Annotated in this window: 14 protein-coding genes; 8 read left to right on the forward strand and 6 right to left on the reverse strand. The window is 45.4% G+C overall.

Features of this window, described 5'->3' with window-relative positions:
• Positions 1 to 306: 306 nt before the first annotated feature.
• The 5 genes from ABIO93_RS32325 to greA all read right to left on the reverse strand — a co-directional run bounded on the left by ABIO93_RS32325 (position 307) and on the right by greA (position 4,909).
• A complete protein-coding gene (locus ABIO93_RS32325; protein ID WP_348074185.1) occupies positions 307 to 1,572 on the reverse strand; it encodes a DUF1343 domain-containing protein in 1,266 nt (421 codons plus the stop codon).
• Positions 1,573 to 1,662: 90 nt separating this feature from the next.
• Positions 1,663 to 2,715: a PA0069 family radical SAM protein gene (locus tag ABIO93_RS32330; protein WP_348074186.1), complete on the reverse strand. Its 1,053-nt coding sequence runs from the start codon at positions 2,713 to 2,715 to the stop codon at positions 1,663 to 1,665.
• A 100-nt stretch (positions 2,716 to 2,815) separates the two neighbouring features.
• Positions 2,816 to 3,886, reverse strand: a complete 1,071-nt coding sequence (locus tag ABIO93_RS32335; protein WP_348074187.1) for a M20/M25/M40 family metallo-hydrolase — start codon at positions 3,884 to 3,886, stop codon at positions 2,816 to 2,818.
• A gap of 56 nt (positions 3,887 to 3,942) precedes the next feature.
• A complete protein-coding gene (locus tag ABIO93_RS32340) occupies positions 3,943 to 4,266 on the reverse strand; it encodes a hypothetical protein (protein ID WP_348074188.1) in 324 nt (107 codons plus the stop codon).
• Between the two features lie 160 nt (positions 4,267 to 4,426).
• Positions 4,427 to 4,909, reverse strand: coding sequence for a transcription elongation factor GreA (greA, locus tag ABIO93_RS32345; RefSeq protein WP_348074189.1), 483 nt, complete (start codon positions 4,907 to 4,909; stop codon positions 4,427 to 4,429).
• A 227-nt stretch (positions 4,910 to 5,136) separates the two neighbouring features.
• On the opposite strand from greA, the gene fmt reads away from it, so the two are divergent.
• The 3 genes from fmt to ABIO93_RS32360 all read left to right on the forward strand — a co-directional run bounded on the left by fmt (position 5,137) and on the right by ABIO93_RS32360 (position 8,020).
• Positions 5,137 to 6,057 carry a methionyl-tRNA formyltransferase gene (fmt, locus tag ABIO93_RS32350; protein ID WP_348074190.1) on the forward strand — a complete coding sequence of 307 codons (921 nt, stop codon included), beginning with the start codon at positions 5,137 to 5,139 and terminating at the stop codon, positions 6,055 to 6,057.
• A gap of 329 nt (positions 6,058 to 6,386) precedes the next feature.
• Complete coding sequence (locus ABIO93_RS32355; protein WP_348074191.1) at positions 6,387 to 6,887, forward strand: dihydrofolate reductase; 501 nt, start codon at positions 6,387 to 6,389, stop codon at positions 6,885 to 6,887.
• A 41-nt stretch (positions 6,888 to 6,928) separates the two neighbouring features.
• Positions 6,929 to 8,020, forward strand: coding sequence for an alpha/beta hydrolase-fold protein (locus tag ABIO93_RS32360; protein ID WP_348074192.1), 1,092 nt, complete (start codon positions 6,929 to 6,931; stop codon positions 8,018 to 8,020).
• 44 nt (positions 8,021 to 8,064) lie between these two features.
• Here ABIO93_RS32360 and hslU read toward each other — a convergent pair whose 3' ends face one another.
• A complete protein-coding gene (hslU, locus tag ABIO93_RS32365) occupies positions 8,065 to 9,462 on the reverse strand; it encodes an ATP-dependent protease ATPase subunit HslU (RefSeq protein WP_348074193.1) in 1,398 nt (465 codons plus the stop codon).
• Positions 9,463 to 9,730: 268 nt separating this feature from the next.
• Here hslU and ABIO93_RS32370 point away from each other — a divergent pair, with 268 nt between their 5' ends.
• From ABIO93_RS32370 to ABIO93_RS32390, 5 genes are all read left to right on the forward strand, one after another.
• Complete coding sequence (locus ABIO93_RS32370) at positions 9,731 to 12,013, forward strand: GH92 family glycosyl hydrolase (RefSeq protein WP_348074194.1); 2,283 nt, start codon at positions 9,731 to 9,733, stop codon at positions 12,011 to 12,013.
• A 114-nt stretch (positions 12,014 to 12,127) separates the two neighbouring features.
• Entirely contained in the window at positions 12,128 to 13,141 is a 1,014-nt protein-coding gene (locus ABIO93_RS32375; RefSeq protein ID WP_348074195.1) for an aldo/keto reductase, read from the forward strand.
• A 37-nt stretch (positions 13,142 to 13,178) separates the two neighbouring features.
• Positions 13,179 to 14,360 (forward strand): PQQ-dependent sugar dehydrogenase, encoded by a 1,182-nt coding sequence (locus ABIO93_RS32380; RefSeq protein WP_348074196.1) that lies wholly within the window; start codon positions 13,179 to 13,181, stop codon positions 14,358 to 14,360.
• 13 nt (positions 14,361 to 14,373) lie between these two features.
• Positions 14,374 to 14,784 (forward strand): cytochrome c, encoded by a 411-nt coding sequence (locus ABIO93_RS32385; protein WP_348074197.1) that lies wholly within the window; start codon positions 14,374 to 14,376, stop codon positions 14,782 to 14,784.
• 197 nt (positions 14,785 to 14,981) lie between these two features.
• Positions 14,982 to 17,360, forward strand: a complete 2,379-nt coding sequence (locus tag ABIO93_RS32390; RefSeq protein ID WP_348074198.1) for a TonB-dependent receptor — start codon at positions 14,982 to 14,984, stop codon at positions 17,358 to 17,360.
• Positions 17,361 to 17,405: the final 45 nt, after the last annotated feature.

Genomic DNA, 17,405 nt, shown 5'->3' on the forward strand with positions numbered 1-17,405 from the left:
ATAGCATGTAATACCCTCTTCTATTATTCATATATATTCTACCCCGATTAGGTGCCTGGGCTTCATTAAAAAATAATTAAAAATAATTTGTAGCTCAGGCATCCTTTTTACGCAAAAATACGTATCTAACAAAGGAATAGACGTTTTTGCATAAATATTTGCATTATGCACACATTGCTTGCATTTCAAACCTAAACTAAATTTTACCATCAGTTTTTTAATTTAATATCGTTGAGAATAATTAAACATCCCCGGGAAATTATCCCTGGGATGTTTTGTGTGTCACTAACCCGTGAAAATCCCGATTCAGGGGTAGATTAGGTACTTCTTCCTCATTGTTTTATAATCAGACAACCCCGGCTCCCAGCTCTTTCTGATCTCATCCTCGGAAGCTCCCGCAATGATTTGTTTCTTCAAATTTTCAGTTCCGGACAGCTTGTCAAAGTCTCCCATTTGCTTGCTTTGCGTTCTATCGAAAAACAGGGCCTTATCCGGATAGGCATTGTACATTTCGATCAGCCACTTCAGATTTATCTGACCTGTTTTTTCGATGTGCTTCATATCATATTTGCGCAGGTCCAGTCCGTAACATTCGGTGTCTTGGTGTAAAGGTGTTTCACTCATGCCTTTAATACTCTTCGGGGTGAATGAAAAATCATACTTCCCTTTCAGCAAAGGCGCACCAAGCACCGTGAAGGGCATATAGGTACCCCGCCCCTGGCTCACGATCGTACCTTCGAACATACATATATGCGGATACAACATGACGGACTGCTGCGTGTTCAGGTTAGGCGACGGCATCACCGGCAGCGTATAAGGTGTATTATGCGTGTAATTTGCTACTTTAATGATTTTGAGCTTACACTGCATTTTGTTGGGCAGCCACCCCTCTCCATTGATCATTTGAGCAAATTCAGCGATCGTCAACCCGTGGGTGATGGGTATCTTGTACATACCTATGCCCGAATGCAGGTGGTCTTCCAGAACCGGACCGTCTACCATAAAGCCATTTGGGTTAGGCCGGTCAAGAATGAGCATTTCCTTATTGGTTTCCGCGCAGGCCTCCATCACGTGACCCAATGTATTGATATAGGTATAAAATCTGGCCCCAACATCCTGAATGTCGAATATCATCAGATCGATAGTCGCCATTTGCTCTTTCGTAGGCTTTTTTTGTTTACCATAAAGCGAAATAGCAGGAATACCCGTTTTGGGATCGATGCTGTCATTTACTTTATCACCATTACTGGCCGTCCCCCTGAAACCATGCTCTGGCCCGAAAATCGTCACAATGTTAACACCCAGCGCCACCAGGCTATCCACAATTGGTTTGCTACCAATGATAGAGGTCTGGTTTACCAGGATGCCCACTTTCTTACCTTTCAAATAAGTGACATACTCACCGATCTGGTCGGCACCTGTAATGGGCATTTTCGCTTTCGCCGTACCACCGGCAGTATTCAACGAATCGTCTTCCGTTACCGTCGGACTTTTCTGCGAGGTGGAATTAATACAATTACTGTTCAGGCAAAGTGTGGCAGAAAGGCCAAGAGTAAAGAATACGGTTTTCATGGGATAGGAATTTACTGGCTAAAATAGTATTTAATGCCACGAATGCACTAATCGGCACGAATATTCGTGTCAATTAGTGCATTCGTGGCATTAAAATAACTTCATTTGCCCGCCTCTCATAAACTGTGTGGTATCCAGTTCAGGCATCTCTTTTTCCTTGAAATATTTCCTGCACGCCATATCATGAAGCTGTTTGATATGCTCCGCAAAATTACCTTCGCCCACCATTCTAATACCAAATCTGGAATCATTGACGGCACCGCCATGACATTCTTTAATCTGGTTCAAAACTTTCGCCGCACGATCGGGAAAATGATGATTTATCCATTCTTCGAAAAGCATTGCGATAGCGCCATTGAGCCTCACAACCGTGTAATGTGCCCAATACGCACCATTTTCGGCAGCAGCCTGAACGAGAGCAGGAATTTCATGATCATTAAGTCCAGGAATAATGGGAGCAGTCATAACACCCATCGGAATGCCGGCTTCATGTAATGTTTTGACGATCTGCAATCTCCTCTTTCCGGTTACTGTCCTGGGTTCCAATGCACTTCTCAAATCCTCGTTCAATGATGTGATCGACACCGCCGCGCGAACCAGATTCAGCTTCGCCATTTTTTCCAGGATATCAATGTCCCTTAAAATCAAAGCATTTTTAGTGAGCAAACTTACCGGATTCCTGTACCTCAAACAGATTTCAAGCAGTTGTCTCGTCAGTTTGTATTTCTTTTCTCCGGGTTGATAACAATCGGTATTACCTGAAATGTGAATATTTTTGGGCTCCCACTTTTTGGAATTAAAAAGCTTTTCCAGCAGCTGCGGTGCATTTTTCTTGACGACGATCTTGGTTTCAAAATCCAGTCCGGCAGAGTAGCCCAAATACTCATGGGAATTCCGCGCATAGCAATAAATGCAGCCATGCTCGCAGCCACGGTAGGGATTGATGGAATGAAAATTGGGTAGATCGGGACTGTCAGATACGCTTAGCAGGGTTTTGGATTCTTCTTCAATAAATTGGGTTTTGGGATTTACCTCGGGATCTTCCCATTGTTGCCAGTCCTCGGAAGTGTACTCGATCTCGTTTTTGAAGAACTTGTTGCGGGGATTGATCGCAGCACCCCTCCCTCTTGCCCGGTTGTCCATTTGTTGATGATTTTCATTTGTTGATGATGTTTTTTGATAATGAAGAATGTAGTGTGTAAAAAGACTTGCCAGGTTTCCAAAACCTGGCAAGTCTCGCTTGTTATTTAATATACCTGAAATCTTCGTCGCCTTTTAATGAAAGCAGTACGTCGTACATCAGCTGGATTACGTTTTTCACATCCTCCTTATGTACCATTTCAACCGTCGTATGCATGTATTTCAATGGCAAAGAAATCAGTGCTGATGCAATACCTTCCGTCGAATAGGCAAAAGAATCGGTATCCGTGCCTGTGGAGCGGCTTACTGCCTGGCGCTGGAAAGGGATCTTTTTCTCGTCAGCAACCTGAATGAGCAGGTCGCGTACATTGTTTTGCACCGCCGGACCATAGCATATCACCGGCCCATTACCACTTTTCAGGTCCCCTTGCTCTTTTTTATTATACATAGGCGACTGCGTATCATGCGTCACATCTGTCACAATGGCCAGGTTTGGCTTTAACCTGCGTGAGATCATTTCTGCTCCACGAAGTCCTATCTCTTCCTGTACCGCATTGACCACATACAATGTAAAGGGTAGGCGCACATTGTTTTCATGCAACATTCTCGCTACCTCGGCGATCATGAAGCCGCCCATACGGTTGTCCAGCGCGCGACCGAGGTAATACTTATCATTCAGCTCATCAAGGCCGTCCGCAAAAGTGGCGACAGTACCTACGTGGATGCCCATTTCAAGTACTTCCTCCTTCTTCGCCGCGCCCACGTCGATAAACAGTTCATGCACTTTCGGAACCTGGTCTTTGGCTACGTCACGCACGTGGATCGCCGGCCATCCGAAAACACCTTTGACAACTCCTTTCGCTGTATGAAGATTAACCCGCATTGAAGGCGCTATCGCCGCATCCGAGCCACCATTACGGCGAACGTGAATGTAGCCGTCATCGGATATGTAGTTGACAAACCACGAAATTTCATCCGAATGAGCCTCGATAACCACTTTGTAATCCTGTCCCGGACCGATAACGCCTACGGCAGTACCGTACACATCTATAATTTCTTCTTCAATATAGGGCTTAATGTAGTCGAGCCATATTTGCTGACCTGTGGATTCAAAGCCGGTCGGCGAGGCATTGTTCAAATACTTATAAAGAAACTCTCTGCTCTGATCTGACATACTGTTTATTTAAATTACTTAATATCAATGGTTGCTGTTTTGCAATTTATTCCCTTTTACAAATACTTCCAAAATGCCCAGAAAGTCCTTGTTTTTAAATAGTCAAGATCCCCCTGGTTCTGGTAAGCTTCCTTTTCAAAAGAGATATGAAGATAGGCTAAATAATGCTTTCTGTACCGGGCCAGCCGGATTAAATATTCGGTCAGATACCAGATGTAAAATACGATCAGACCGAGTTCCAGCTGCTGCTTCAAATGGATGCGCTCATGGTTCAGAAAAAAACGATCAGGCGATTTTCGCCTCGAAAGAATGAATGGAAAAAAGGCCATACCTTCTACCCAAAGGAAAGAAACGGTTAATAAAAAGCCTTTGAATTTCATATTGGAGCTGTTAGCTGCTAGCTATTAGCGGTTAGGGGGTTTTGTGTTTAGAGCCTACATGTAAATGTCACAAAATTGGTCAAAATAGCTAACAGCTAACAGCTAACAAAAAGGACCGCGATGCCACTGGCATTGCGGTCCTTTTTGTTAGCTGGAAAATCTATTCGATGAACCTGCTTATATCCAATACTTCAAATTCCATCATACCGGCCGGAACTTTGATCTCTGTTGTTTCTCCGACTTTTTTGCCCAGCAGGCCTTTACCGATCGGCGAACCCACCGAGATTTTGCCTGTTTTCAGATCCGCCTCTTCCTCCGACACAAGTGTGTAAGTGACTTCCATTCCATTTTTACGGTTTTTGATCTTCACTTTCGAAAGAACAGCGACCTGAGAGGTGTCAATTGACGACTCATCGATCACCCTTGCATTTGACATAATTTCTTCCAGCTTAGCGATTTTCATTTCATGCATTCCCTGCGCATCTTTCGCCGCGTCATATTCTGCATTTTCACTCAAATCACCCTTGTCCCGCGCTTCTGCAATTTGTTTTGCAATCTCCGTGCGGCCCTTGGTTTTCATATCATTCAGCTCATTCTTCAGCTTATTTAATCCTTCTTCCGTATAGTATGAAATCTTAGCCATGACCCTAGTTTAGTTTATAAGTCTTACAATTTTTGAAATTTTGCAAAAAAAAAGAACGGCTCTAAGACCGCTCTACAAGAGTAATACACTCGTAGCAGGAGGTTAGAAAACCTTATCTTTTCGGTTGATATATGATTTTGTCTTCACCATAATTTTCTGTTAAGAACGACAAAAATAACAATATTTGTAAATGGTTACACGATTTTTATCCAAAAGCGACCACATGTATGTCAAAACCATTGAGAATAATTTTTATGGGAACGCCCGAATTTGCAGTCCCTAGTTTACAAAGTCTGGTAGAGCATCATTCTAATGTAGTGGCAGTCATCACGGTACCGGATAAACCAGCCGGACGTGGTCAGAAACAAACAAAATCACCGGTAAAAATATATGCCGAAGCACAAGGTATTCCTGTACTTCAACCCGAAAAGTTAAAAAATCCCGAATTTTTAGAAGAATTGAGATCATTGAATGCTGATTTGCAGGTAGTAGTCGCATTCCGGATGTTACCGGAGGTGGTGTGGAGTATGCCCACGAAGGGTACATTTAATCTACATAGTTCGCTGTTGCCCCAATACCGCGGTGCAGCGCCGATCAACTGGGCCGTGATCAATGGTGAAACAGAAACGGGCGTTACGACATTCTTCATTGAAAAGGACATTGACACCGGCAAGATCATTTTTCAGGAAAAAGAAAGCATTCATCCTGACGATGACGCAGGTACATTGTATGAACGTCTGATGCAGCTCGGCGCACAACTGGTTGTAAAAACCGTCGATGCGATCACCGAAGGCAACTACCCACAGGAACCACAGGACGAAACTGAGAACATCAAGTCAGCCCCGAAAATTTTCCGTGAGACCTGCGAGATTAATTGGAACCGGCCGACTGAGGATATCCATAATTTCGTACGTGGGTTATCGCCCTACCCCGCCGCCTGGGCGACATTGAATGGGTTATCCTGCAAGGTATTCAAGACAAAACCAGTGGAGTTCTCGGGCGAAGCCCAACCAGGCGAATTCGCTACAGACCATAAATCCTACCTGAACTTCCGCACCTCTGACGGCTGGCTTTCCATTGAAACGTTGCAATTGGAAGGTAAGAAGCGAATGGATATCGGGGATTTTTTGAGGGGGAACCGGTTGTAGGGTTGGTGCCCAGGTGGCATTTTCGCAAAGGTTACATGCCCAAAGGCATTTGGAAACGGGTTGTGATTCCGAGTTGCTACCAAGATTGCATGCCTAACGGCATTGAAAACAATGCAGGTCACTTAGTTATGTAATCTCGGTAGCCGCCGCGCGGTAGCGAAAAAGTCATTGACATCATCAGTAAAATCCCGTCAGGGATGTAACCTAGGTAGCAAAAAATAATAAACGTTATCATTGAAATCCCGTCAGGGATGTAACAATACACATCACGCCGCTAACCTACATTCGTTAAACAAAATTTGCCCAACCCTAACAACCAAACCAATTCAATGCTCATATCAATCATAGTGGCGGTTTCTGAAAATGGGGCCATTGGGAAAGACAATCAGCTACTCTGGCGGTTGCCTGATGACCTGAAACGATTCAAGCAGTTAACCCTGAACCACCCCATGATCATGGGTAGGAAGACGTTTGAATCTATTGGCAAAGCATTGCCTGGCCGGACTTCCATTGTCGTTACGCGGAATCCTGATTTTAAATTTGACGGTGTAATGACGGCCAGCTCGTTGGAAGATGCCTTGTCGAAAGCGCGGGAACTGGAAGATCAGGAGGCATTTGTCGTCGGCGGCGGCGAGTTGTACAAATTAGCCCAGTCTCTCGCTGATCGAATGTACATTACCGAAGTCGATACCATTATTGAGGGTGATACTTTCTTTGAAATTATGGAGCCATCAAGCTGGATCGAAACGGAACGCGTTGTTCATGAGGCTGATGATCGACATAAATTCACATTTGAATTCGTAAATTATATTAAGAAAGCGGATTTATGAGTACTTTTGTGGCCGCGTAACCCTAAGTGACTCAATTAAGAATGCAAATAGATGTTGAAACCCTTAGTATAGAATTAACCACGATCCCTTCTGATAAACGACCGGTGTTCATCACCGGGAACTTTTGCAAGTGGCTTCCTGACCTCGAAGAATTCAGGATGACAATGATCAATCCCGGAGAGTATCAGTACCAATTCCCCGACGACCTGGAACTACCCAATCCCCTGGAATACAAATATACCCGCGGCGGCTGGGACCAGGTGGAACTTGACCAATTTGGCAAACCTTACGGAAACAGGGTCATTACCAAGCTGGAAGGTGTGGTACAGGACAATGTAATACGCTGGCAGAAAGACCCTTTCAAAAAAGTAGACTACACGCCGATCGTCGAAATACTTTCGGAAACATTCAAAATTCCACAACTCGACAGGGCCCGCCGCATTCACGTGCTCTTGCCACACGACTACCACGACAGACCTGATCAGCGTTACCCGGTACATTATATGACCGATGCGCAAAACCTGTTCGGAGAAGGATCTGAGTATGGCAATTGGAAAATAGATATGAGCCTAACCAAGCTTGCCAAAGAGGGTAAAGCCAATGTAATTATCGTGGCGATAGAGCATGGAGGCGAGGATCGCATTCAGGAACTTTCACCTTATGACAATCCCAAACTCGGAAAAGGATTAGGCGCATTGTTTCTTCGATTTATTACGGATACATTGAAACCGCATGTCGATGCGAAGTACAGGACAAAAACGGACCGGTTGAATACCGGCATCGGAGGAAGTTCGGTGGGTGGATTGCTGAGTGTTTATGCAGCTTTAATGTTCCCGCATGTTTTCGGAAAGCTGATGATCTTTTCTCCTTCCCTTTGGATTTCGCAGCGGGTATATTTCGACGCGATACATTTCTTTGAACCCTTCGAGTCACGGATTTACCTGTACGCCGGGGGGAAAGAAGGTGCCAATATGATCGCTAATTTCAAAAAATTTCATGAAACACTTGAAAATCAGCGCTTTGGATACGACCGTGTCAAGATACAGACATCCATTGATCCGATAGGAGAACATAGCGAAAAGCAATGGAGCAGAGAATTTCCTATTGCTTTCAATTGGTTATATGCTGAATAGAAGCAAAAAGAGGAGATAATTTCTCCTCTTTTTGCTGGTACTTACTACAATATGTACTGACTCAAATCCCGGTTCTTCACCAGATGCGCGAGCTTTTCTGAAACCAGGCCGGCGGTAACGACAATGTGGCTGTCTGAGCCGATGACATCCGGAATGTCAAACATAAAATCATTGAGCAACAAGCTCATGACCGTTTGCAGACGCCTTGCACCAATATTTTCTACTTCGCTGTTTACTTCAAAAGCAATTTTCGCAATCTCACGAAGCGCACCGTCTTCAAATTCCAGCTCCACGCCTTCCGATGCCATCATGGCTTCGTACTGCTTGGTCAATGCATTTTTTGGCGTTTTCAGTATTTGGTAAAAGTCAGATTCTGTGAGACTGTTCAGTTCCACCCGGATTGGGAAACGTCCCTGTAATTCGGGGATCAGGTCTGACGGCTTGGAAACATGGAATGCGCCGGCAGCTACAAAAAGAATGTGATCTGTATGAATTACGCCATGTTTAGTATTCACAGCACTCCCTTCCACGATTGGAAGCAGGTCGCGCTGTACACCTTCGCGGCTCACATCAGGCCCGCTGCCCCCGGCCGAACGGCTTGATGCTACTTTGTCAATTTCGTCAATGAAGATAATGCCAAGGTTTTCGGCTTTTTGAATCGCCTCGATCTTCACCTCATCCATATCGATCAGCTTGGAAGCTTCTTCGTCGAGCAGTATTTTTCTAGCTTCCTCTACTGTAACCTTGCGTTTTTTCCCGCGACGCGGCATCATATTACCGATCATTTCCTGAATGTTCATCATCGAAACGTCGTCCACAGCTCCACCGATCATACCCACACTCGGCGACTGGTTTTGCTGTACTTCAATGTCAATTTTGCGACTGTCGAGTTCTCCGTTTCTTATTTTTTCGCGAAAACGCTCTCTGGTACGCTGGTTCAATTCAGCATCATCATCCGGCATGGTATCGGATGTACCGTTTTCGGCTTTTACTTTCGTTGCGCCTGCTCCGTGGATCGGAGGAATGAGTGCGTCGAGGATAATGTCCTCCACTGCCTGCTCTGCCTTTAATTTAACTTCCTCTTTCTTCTGTGTGCGCACCATTCCCACCGCCTGCTCCACCAGGTCGCGGACCATGCTTTCCACGTCCCGGCCCACATACCCTACTTCCGTGAATTTAGAGGCTTCTACTTTTACAAATGGAGCGTCGGCGATTTTGGCCAACCGGCGTGCGATCTCGGTTTTACCTACGCCCGTCGCGCCGATCATTAATATGTTGTTGGGAATAATTTCTTTCTGAATATCCTCAGGGCTATTCATTCGCCTCCACCGGTTGCGCAATGCAATAGCGACATTGCGTTTCGCGTCATTTTGTCCGATGATGTATTGGTCAAGTTCGAAAACGATCTGACGGGGGGTAAGGCGGTTTAAGTGTTCAGTCATTGTGATTTTATATCGATACGTAACTTAGATGTAAATATATATACGATGAAATGGGGAACTGGTCACAATACTCTGCAATTATCCAAAGGCAATTTCAGATCACCATCCATTTCTTAACTTAACGTCTTAAAGAACTATGCCGGTACAAAATGTCATGTTGAGGCCTAATGCGGCAAATCTTTTGAAGGGATACTTTATGTTACCCGACCTTACATTACTTTTGTTGACTATCTCTTTTTCTGATTCAATATAAAGAATTGTCCTTAACATGAAAAAACTCCTTTATTGCCTTTTTGTACTGTTTATATCAAGCCCTCTTCTGTACGGACAATCGGCCGCCAACACCGATCTGGTAGATCTTGTGAATCCGTTGATGGGAACCCAATCCAAGTTCAGTCTTTCTTCCGGTAACACCTACCCCGCTATTGCATTGCCCTGGGGAATGAATTTCTGGATGCCTCAAACCGGCAAAATGGGAGATGGATGGAGCTATATGTATGATTCCGAGAAAATCAGAGGCTTCAAACAAACCCACCAGCCAAGTCCATGGATCAATGACTACGGTCAATTCTCCATCCTGCCGATCACTGGAAAACTGAAAATCGATGAAGAAAGCCGTGCGAGCTGGTTTTCGCACAAAGCAGAAGTTGCCAAGCCCCATTACTATAAGGTTTACCTGGCCGACTATGATGTTACTACCGAAATAGCGCCGACAGAACGTGCAGCCCAATTCCGTTTTACATTCCCGAAAGAAGATAGTTCGTTTGTCCTCGTAGATGCTTTCGACAGAGGTTCCTACGTGAAAGTTATTCCTTCCGAACGTAAGATCATTGGTTACACTACCAAAAACAGCGGTGGTGTACCATCTAATTTCAAAAATTATTTCGTCCTCGTTTTTGACAAAGCATTTACATTTTCATCTGCTTTTCATGGCAAAACTTTGGCAAAAGATACATTGGAACTGAGCGCTGCACATGTGGGTGCGGTGGTAGGTTTCAAAACAAAAAAAGGCGAACAGGTTAGCCTCAAAGTAGCATCGTCATTTATCAGCGCTGAGCAGGCAGAATTGAACCTGCAACGTGAAGTAGGCAATGATTCCTTTGATGTAACCAAAGAAAAAGGCCGCAAGGCTTGGAATGACGAACTTTCCCGCATTAAAGTGGAAGGAGAGAACATTGACCAGATCCGCACATTTTACTCCTGCCTTTACCGCGTGCTTCTGTTCCCAAGAAAGTTTTATGAATTTGACAAAGCCAATAAGGTAGTACATTACAGCCCCTACAATGGTGAGGTTCGTCCGGGTTATATGTTCACGGACAATGGTTTCTGGGATACATTCCGCGCCGTTTTCCCATTCTTTACATTAATGTACCCTACCCTGAATTCGCATATTATGGAAGGCCTTGCGAATGCCTACGATGAAAGCGGTTTCCTTCCTGAATGGGCTAGCCCAGGTCACCGCGACTGCATGATCGGCTCCAATTCTGCTTCGCTGATCGCTGATTCGTATGTAAAAGGTGTTCGTGGTTATGACATCAATAAATTATACGAGGCAATCATCAAAAACACAGAGAATGCAGGACCTGTCAGTTCTGTCGGACGGTTTGGGCATGAATATTATAACGAGTTAGGTTATGTTCCTTACGACGTTAAAGTGAATGAAAATGTAGCGAGGACGCTGGAATATGCCTATGCCGATTTTTGTATTTCTCAATTGGGGAAATCATTGAAAAAGCCTCAGAAAGAAATCGATATGTACCTGAAAAGAAGCCAGAATTACCACAACGTTTTCGATCCTGAAAGCAAATGGATGCGTGGCAAAAACAAGGACGGCAAGTTCCAGTCTCCATTCAATCCATTTAAATGGGGCGATGCGTTTACAGAGGGAAACAGCATTCACTATACCTGGTCCGTATTTCAGGATGTAAAGGGACTGATCGGTTTAATGGGCGGAAGAGAAGCATTTGTGCAGAAGCTGGATACCGTTTTCACATTGCCTCCAATTTTCGACGACAGCTATTATGGCTTCCCTATACACGAAATCCGCGAAATGCAGATCATGAACATGGGTAACTACGCGCACGGAAATCAGCCCATCCAGCACATGATATACCTATACAACTACGCCGGTGCACCTCACAAAGCGCAATACTGGCTGCGTCAGGTCATGGGCAAGCTGTACCAGGCTTCTCCGGACGGCTACTGCGGCGATGAAGACAATGGTCAGACGTCGGCCTGGTATGTGTTCTCGTCACTTGGTTTTTATCCGGTAACGCCTGGTACTACCCAATATGTGATAGGCTCACCGCTGTTCAAAAAGGCAACCATGACCATGGAAGACGGCAAGAAGTTTACGATCGAAGCACCAGCCACAAGCGACAAGAATATGTACATAGAGGGAGCAACTTTGAATGGCAAAGATTACGGAAATACATTCCTGGAACATGCTGATATCCAAAAAGGCGGAACCGTACAATTCAATATGGCTAGCCAACCTTCAAAAGCATGGGGTACCAAGCCGGAAGCAGCACCGTTTTCGCTGACGAAGTAGGGGTTAGCTTTTAGCTTTTAGAAAATTACCAAGTATAATCTTATTACAGTTTATTTCATCACAAAAAAGCTAACAGCTAAAAGCCAACAGCTAACCGCCAACAGCCAAAAAACCATGCAATACAGAAAAATAGGTAACTCCGCCGATCCGCAACAAAAGGATCTTGAACTTTCGGTCATTACATTCGGTGCCTGGGCAGCGGGGGGCTGGATGTGGGGTGGTACTGAGCGGAACCAGGCTGTCAAAGCCATTCAGGAATCGTTTCATGCGGGTGTGACTTCCATTGATACCGCGCCGGTTTACGGACAAGGGCTTAGTGAGGAAATTGTGGGAGAGGCGATCAAAGACTTGCCTCGCGATCAGGTTCAGATTTTGACCAAGTATGGCATGCGCTGGGACCTTGAAAAAGGTGACTTTGCGATGCATAGTAAAAACAATGACGGTCAGGACATTAACATTTACAAATACGCGGCCAAAGATAGCATCATCAAAGAGTGCGAAGAGAGCCTGACGCGATTGGGTACTGACTACATTGACCTATATCAGATCCATTGGCATGATAAAACCACGCCTATCGAAGAAACGATGGAGGCCGTTTCACTCCTGATCGAACAGGGGAAAGTGCGGTATGCGGGAGTATGTAATTACAATGCAGACTTAATGCGGGAAGCAGCCAAGCACATTCATCTAGTATCCGATCAGGTGCCATACAGCATGGTGAAACGTGATATCGAGAAGGAATTGGTTCCTTACTGCATTGAAAACGACAAAGCGATACTCGCTTACAGCCCATTGGAACGGGGGTTGCTGACAGGCAAAATGAAGCCCGGGTATAAATTCGGAGAGGACGATCATCGTGCTTCCCTTCATTTTTACAAAGATGAAAACCTGATCAAAGTGAATGCTTTCCTGGACCAGATCAGACCACTGGCGGAAGAGAAAAATGCTACGCTGGGGCAGCTTGTACTGCGATGGACCGTGGAGCAGCCGGGTATCACCATCGCGCTGGTAGGCGCCAGGGATGCGGAACAGGCACTCCAAAACGCCGCTGCGATGGATATCAGTCTGAGTAAGGAGGAAATTGATCTCATTACCGGACACTTGAATGAACTCGAATTAGTTAAATAGAAACCTCAAAAATCACGTCGTTATTCACCATTAATCTATGAACAAAAACATTCCTTTACTTAAAAAATACCTCCCGGTTGCATTTGGAGGTCTATTACTAACCGCGTCGATCGGTTTGATGAGCAACAGCGGGATCACTACGGAGGCCCGTTCCGAGCAAAAATTGACCGAAGCAAGTCTAAAAGTAGATACCGTTGCGACCGGCCTGACCATGCCCTGGGCATCTGCATTACTGCCCAATGGCGATCTGCTTGTAACCGAACGTGGCGGCAAACTGCGACTGGTAAAAGATGGCAAATTGGATCCGCAGGAAATTACCGGAGTACCTGAGGTGTTTTACAAAGGACAGGGCGGATTGCTGGACATTAACCTGCACCCTGATTACAAAACCAATGGCTGGATCTACATCAGCTACTCTTCCCCGAAGGCAGCAGGGGAAGAAGGTGACGAAGGCGGTGCGAACACTGCATTGATACGCGCCAAACTGAAAGACCATGCCTTGACCGACATTCAGCAGCTTTTTAAAGCGATCCCGAATGTAAAAGCCAATGTGCATTACGGAGGCCGCATTGTGTTTGACAAAAAAGGATACGTATTTCTGTCCCTTGGAGAACGCGGACAGAAAGAGAATTCTCAGAACCTGGGCCGTGACCAGGGTAAAGTAGTTCGCTTGCACGAAGATGGCAAGATCCCTACTGATAATCCTTTCGTGAAAACCGAAGGCGCAAGACCCGAAATCTGGACTTACGGACACCGTAACCCACAAGGAATGATCATTCACCCCACTACTGGCGTGATCTGGGAACATGAGCATGGCCCACAAGGCGGCGATGAGTTGAATATCATTGAAAAAGGTAAAAACTACGGCTGGCCACTGATCACTTTTGGCATTGATTATGACAACAGCATCATTTCAAAAGACACCGCGCGTGCCGGTCTGGAACAGCCTGTTGTGTACTGGAAACCGTCCATTGCACCATGTGGAATGACTTTCCTGACCAATGATAAATTCAAGGACTGGAAAGGTGACCTGCTGGTAGGCTCATTGAAATTCATGTACCTGCAACATCTGGTTGTAAAAGGTAACAAAGTGATCAGCCGCGAAATCATTTTTGATAAAATTGGTCGGGTACGCGATGTACGCCAAGGCTGGGATGGCAATGTGTATGTTGTTCTTGAAAACTCAGGTAAAGTGGTGCGTATCAGCCCAAAAGGTTAATTAGCAAGCATTTATGAAATTATTATTAGGCTTGCTTTCTGCTGCGATTTTCTGCTCCGCTATCATGCCTGGTCAGGATGACGAGCTTGCAAAAAGCATTGAGCGAGGGAAAATGGTTTACTCTGAAAACTGCATTACCTGCCATATGAGCGCTGGTGAAGGCATTCCTGCCTCATTCCCTCCGCTGGCCAAGTCGGATTATTTTGATAAAAATCCTGACAACGCGATTAAGACGGTCAAATTTGGTTTGATTGGCAAAATCAAGGTGAATGGAATGGAGTACGACAACATGATGCCAAATCCCGGTTTGGGAAATGACGAAATCGCCGACGTGGTCAACTATATCATGAATTCATGGGGCAACACTTCCGAAAAGAAGATCGTGACTGAGAAAATGGTAGAAGAAACCAAGGAGAAAAAATAGTCTGACATATCGTTTGTGTCAATAGCCGCGTGGTCGAAAGCCGCGCGGCTACTTTGTTTTAAAAACGCTACGAAACCTCAGATTGCCAGTCGCGCAATCAGCGCTATTTGAAATAAATCTAAATAAAAACTTGTATCCCAAAGTTTACACTTCCATATTTGCCACCGGAAAAATTATTTAGACCAATTTTAAATAAAATGAAAAAACTTTATATTTTCATCCTACTTCTGATTTCGGCGGCTAGTGCTTTTGCGCAGACTGGCAGGATAACAGGCCAAATACTAAGCTCGGATGGACAACCCGCTGAACAAGTTTCCGTAGGTTTGAAAGGCAGCTCAAAAGGAGCAATTTCAGATGCACAGGGGAAATTTACCATTGAAAAGGTTAAAACAGGATCACATTCGCTGCTGATCAGCTTCGTAGGACTGGCTACTCAGGAAAAGCAAGTAGAAGTCGTTGCAGGCGAAACTGTTCATGTATCATTTAGCCTCTCTGAGAGCGCTAATCAACTCGAAGAAGTGATCGTAAAAGGTGGTAACCTTTATAAATCGGATCACGTTTCGTCGAGCTTGAAACTCATAACCCCGATCCTTGAAACACCTCAGAATGTGCAGGTCGTAACATCACAGGTGCTCGCTGATCAGCAGATTATCAGCATGAGCGATGGGTTGATCCGCAATGTGAGCGGTGCTACACGCCTCGAACACTGGGGCGATATGTATGCGAATATTTCGATGCGCGGTTCTCAAATACAGGCTTTCCGTAATGGATTCAATGTGGTAAGCTCCTATTGGGGACCATTGACTGAGGATATGAGTTTTGTGGACCATATTGAATTCGTAAAAGGCCCGGCAGGATTTATGCTTGCCAATGGCGATCCAAGCGGTTTGTACAATGTAGTGACCAAGAAACCAACCGGACAAAACAAAGGCGAAGCGTCATTTACAACTGGAAGCTTCGGACTTTACCGTGCTGCACTTGACCTGGACGGCAAACTGAATAAAACCGGGAAACTGCTTTATCGCCTTAATCTGGCTGGTCAAAATAAGGGTTCTTTCCGCCCATTTGAATATAACAACAGATATAGCATTGCGCCGGTAGTGACTTACCAGCTGGACGATAAAACCAAATTAACTGCGGAGTACACGATGCAGTATGCGAAGATGTCGGATGTAGGCTCGTACTATGTGTTCTCGCCGGAGGGCTACGCATCATTGCCACGCGATTTTACAACACTGTCCCCCGGTCTCGCTCCTACGAAGATGAAGGATCAAAGTCTTTACCTGAACCTTCAACATCAGATCAATGATGACTGGAAACTAACTGCCCAGGTTGCTTATTTCAACTATCAGCAAAAAGGCAGCAGCATGTGGCCCAACACCGTAAATCCGGACGGAACATTGATCCGCGCGGTGGGTATCTGGGATGCAAAAAGCGAAATGACACTGGCACAGGCATTTATCAACGGTAAAATAACCACCGGCGGCGTAACGCACAAAATCCTGGGCGGTATCGACGTTGGCACCAAAGAATATTTCGCTGATTGGTCGCAATCACACAACCTGGATACATTAGGACATGAGTTTGATCCTAAAAACCCTTACTACTCCACTCCTGTCAACGGCTATCCGGTATTCGACCGCACGCTGAACCTGGAAGCGAGAGCTGTCAATGGTGGCGGTACCATTGATCAAAAATATACAGGCCTTTATGCACAGGATGAGATCGGATTTTTGGACAATAAAATCCGTTTGACACTGGCAGGTCGCTACACGCATGTGACCCAGTCGGCCTATGGTGGAGAAGCTCAAAAAGCGAATCACTTTACACCACGCGTGGGATTGAGCGTTTCCGTAGATAAAAACACTTCGGTTTACGCATTGTACGATCAGGCATTTTTGCCGCAGTCGGGCAGGCTAGCGGGCGGTGTCCATGCGAAACCAATCACTGGCAACAATACCGAGCTGGGCGTAAAAAGGGATTGGGCCGAAGGCAGATGGAACACTACTGTTTCTATCTACCGGATTCTGAAAGAAAATGAGCTCACCTCCGATCCAAACAGCCCGCCCAATGCAGGACTGAGCATTGTACTGGGCCAGAAAAGAGCTCAGGGTGTTGAGTTTGACCTCCGCGGTACCATCATAAATGGCTTAAACCTGACTGCCAACTATGCTTACACGAATTCAGAAGTAACAAAGGTTACCGAAGGTGTGACGGATGTGAAAGTAGGCGATGTAATTCCGGGTTATGCCAAACATACCGTGAACGCCTGGCTGAGCTACAAAATTCAGCATGGCGCATTGAAAGGCACCGGAATGTCGGGCGGGGCTACCTATCTCGGCGACCGCGCCACTTCCAACTGGAGTAACTCAAACAGCAGCCTGAACCTTCCTAATTCATTCAAACTGGACGGTGGGCTTTTCTGGGAGAAAGACAAGATCAAGCTGACATTGAATGTGTTCAATATCCTTGACAAATACATTTACAGTGGCGGATATTACGAATGGCTGAATGCTTACTACTGGCAGGCTGATCCTCCGAGAAATTACAGATTGAGTCTGGCTTACAAGTTCTAAGAGGTTTTTAATTAAAAGTCCCGGTTTCCACAATGGAGCCGGGAC

The organism is Dyadobacter sp. (assembly GCF_039919315.1).
Lineage (GTDB): Bacteria > Bacteroidota > Bacteroidia > Cytophagales > Spirosomataceae > Dyadobacter.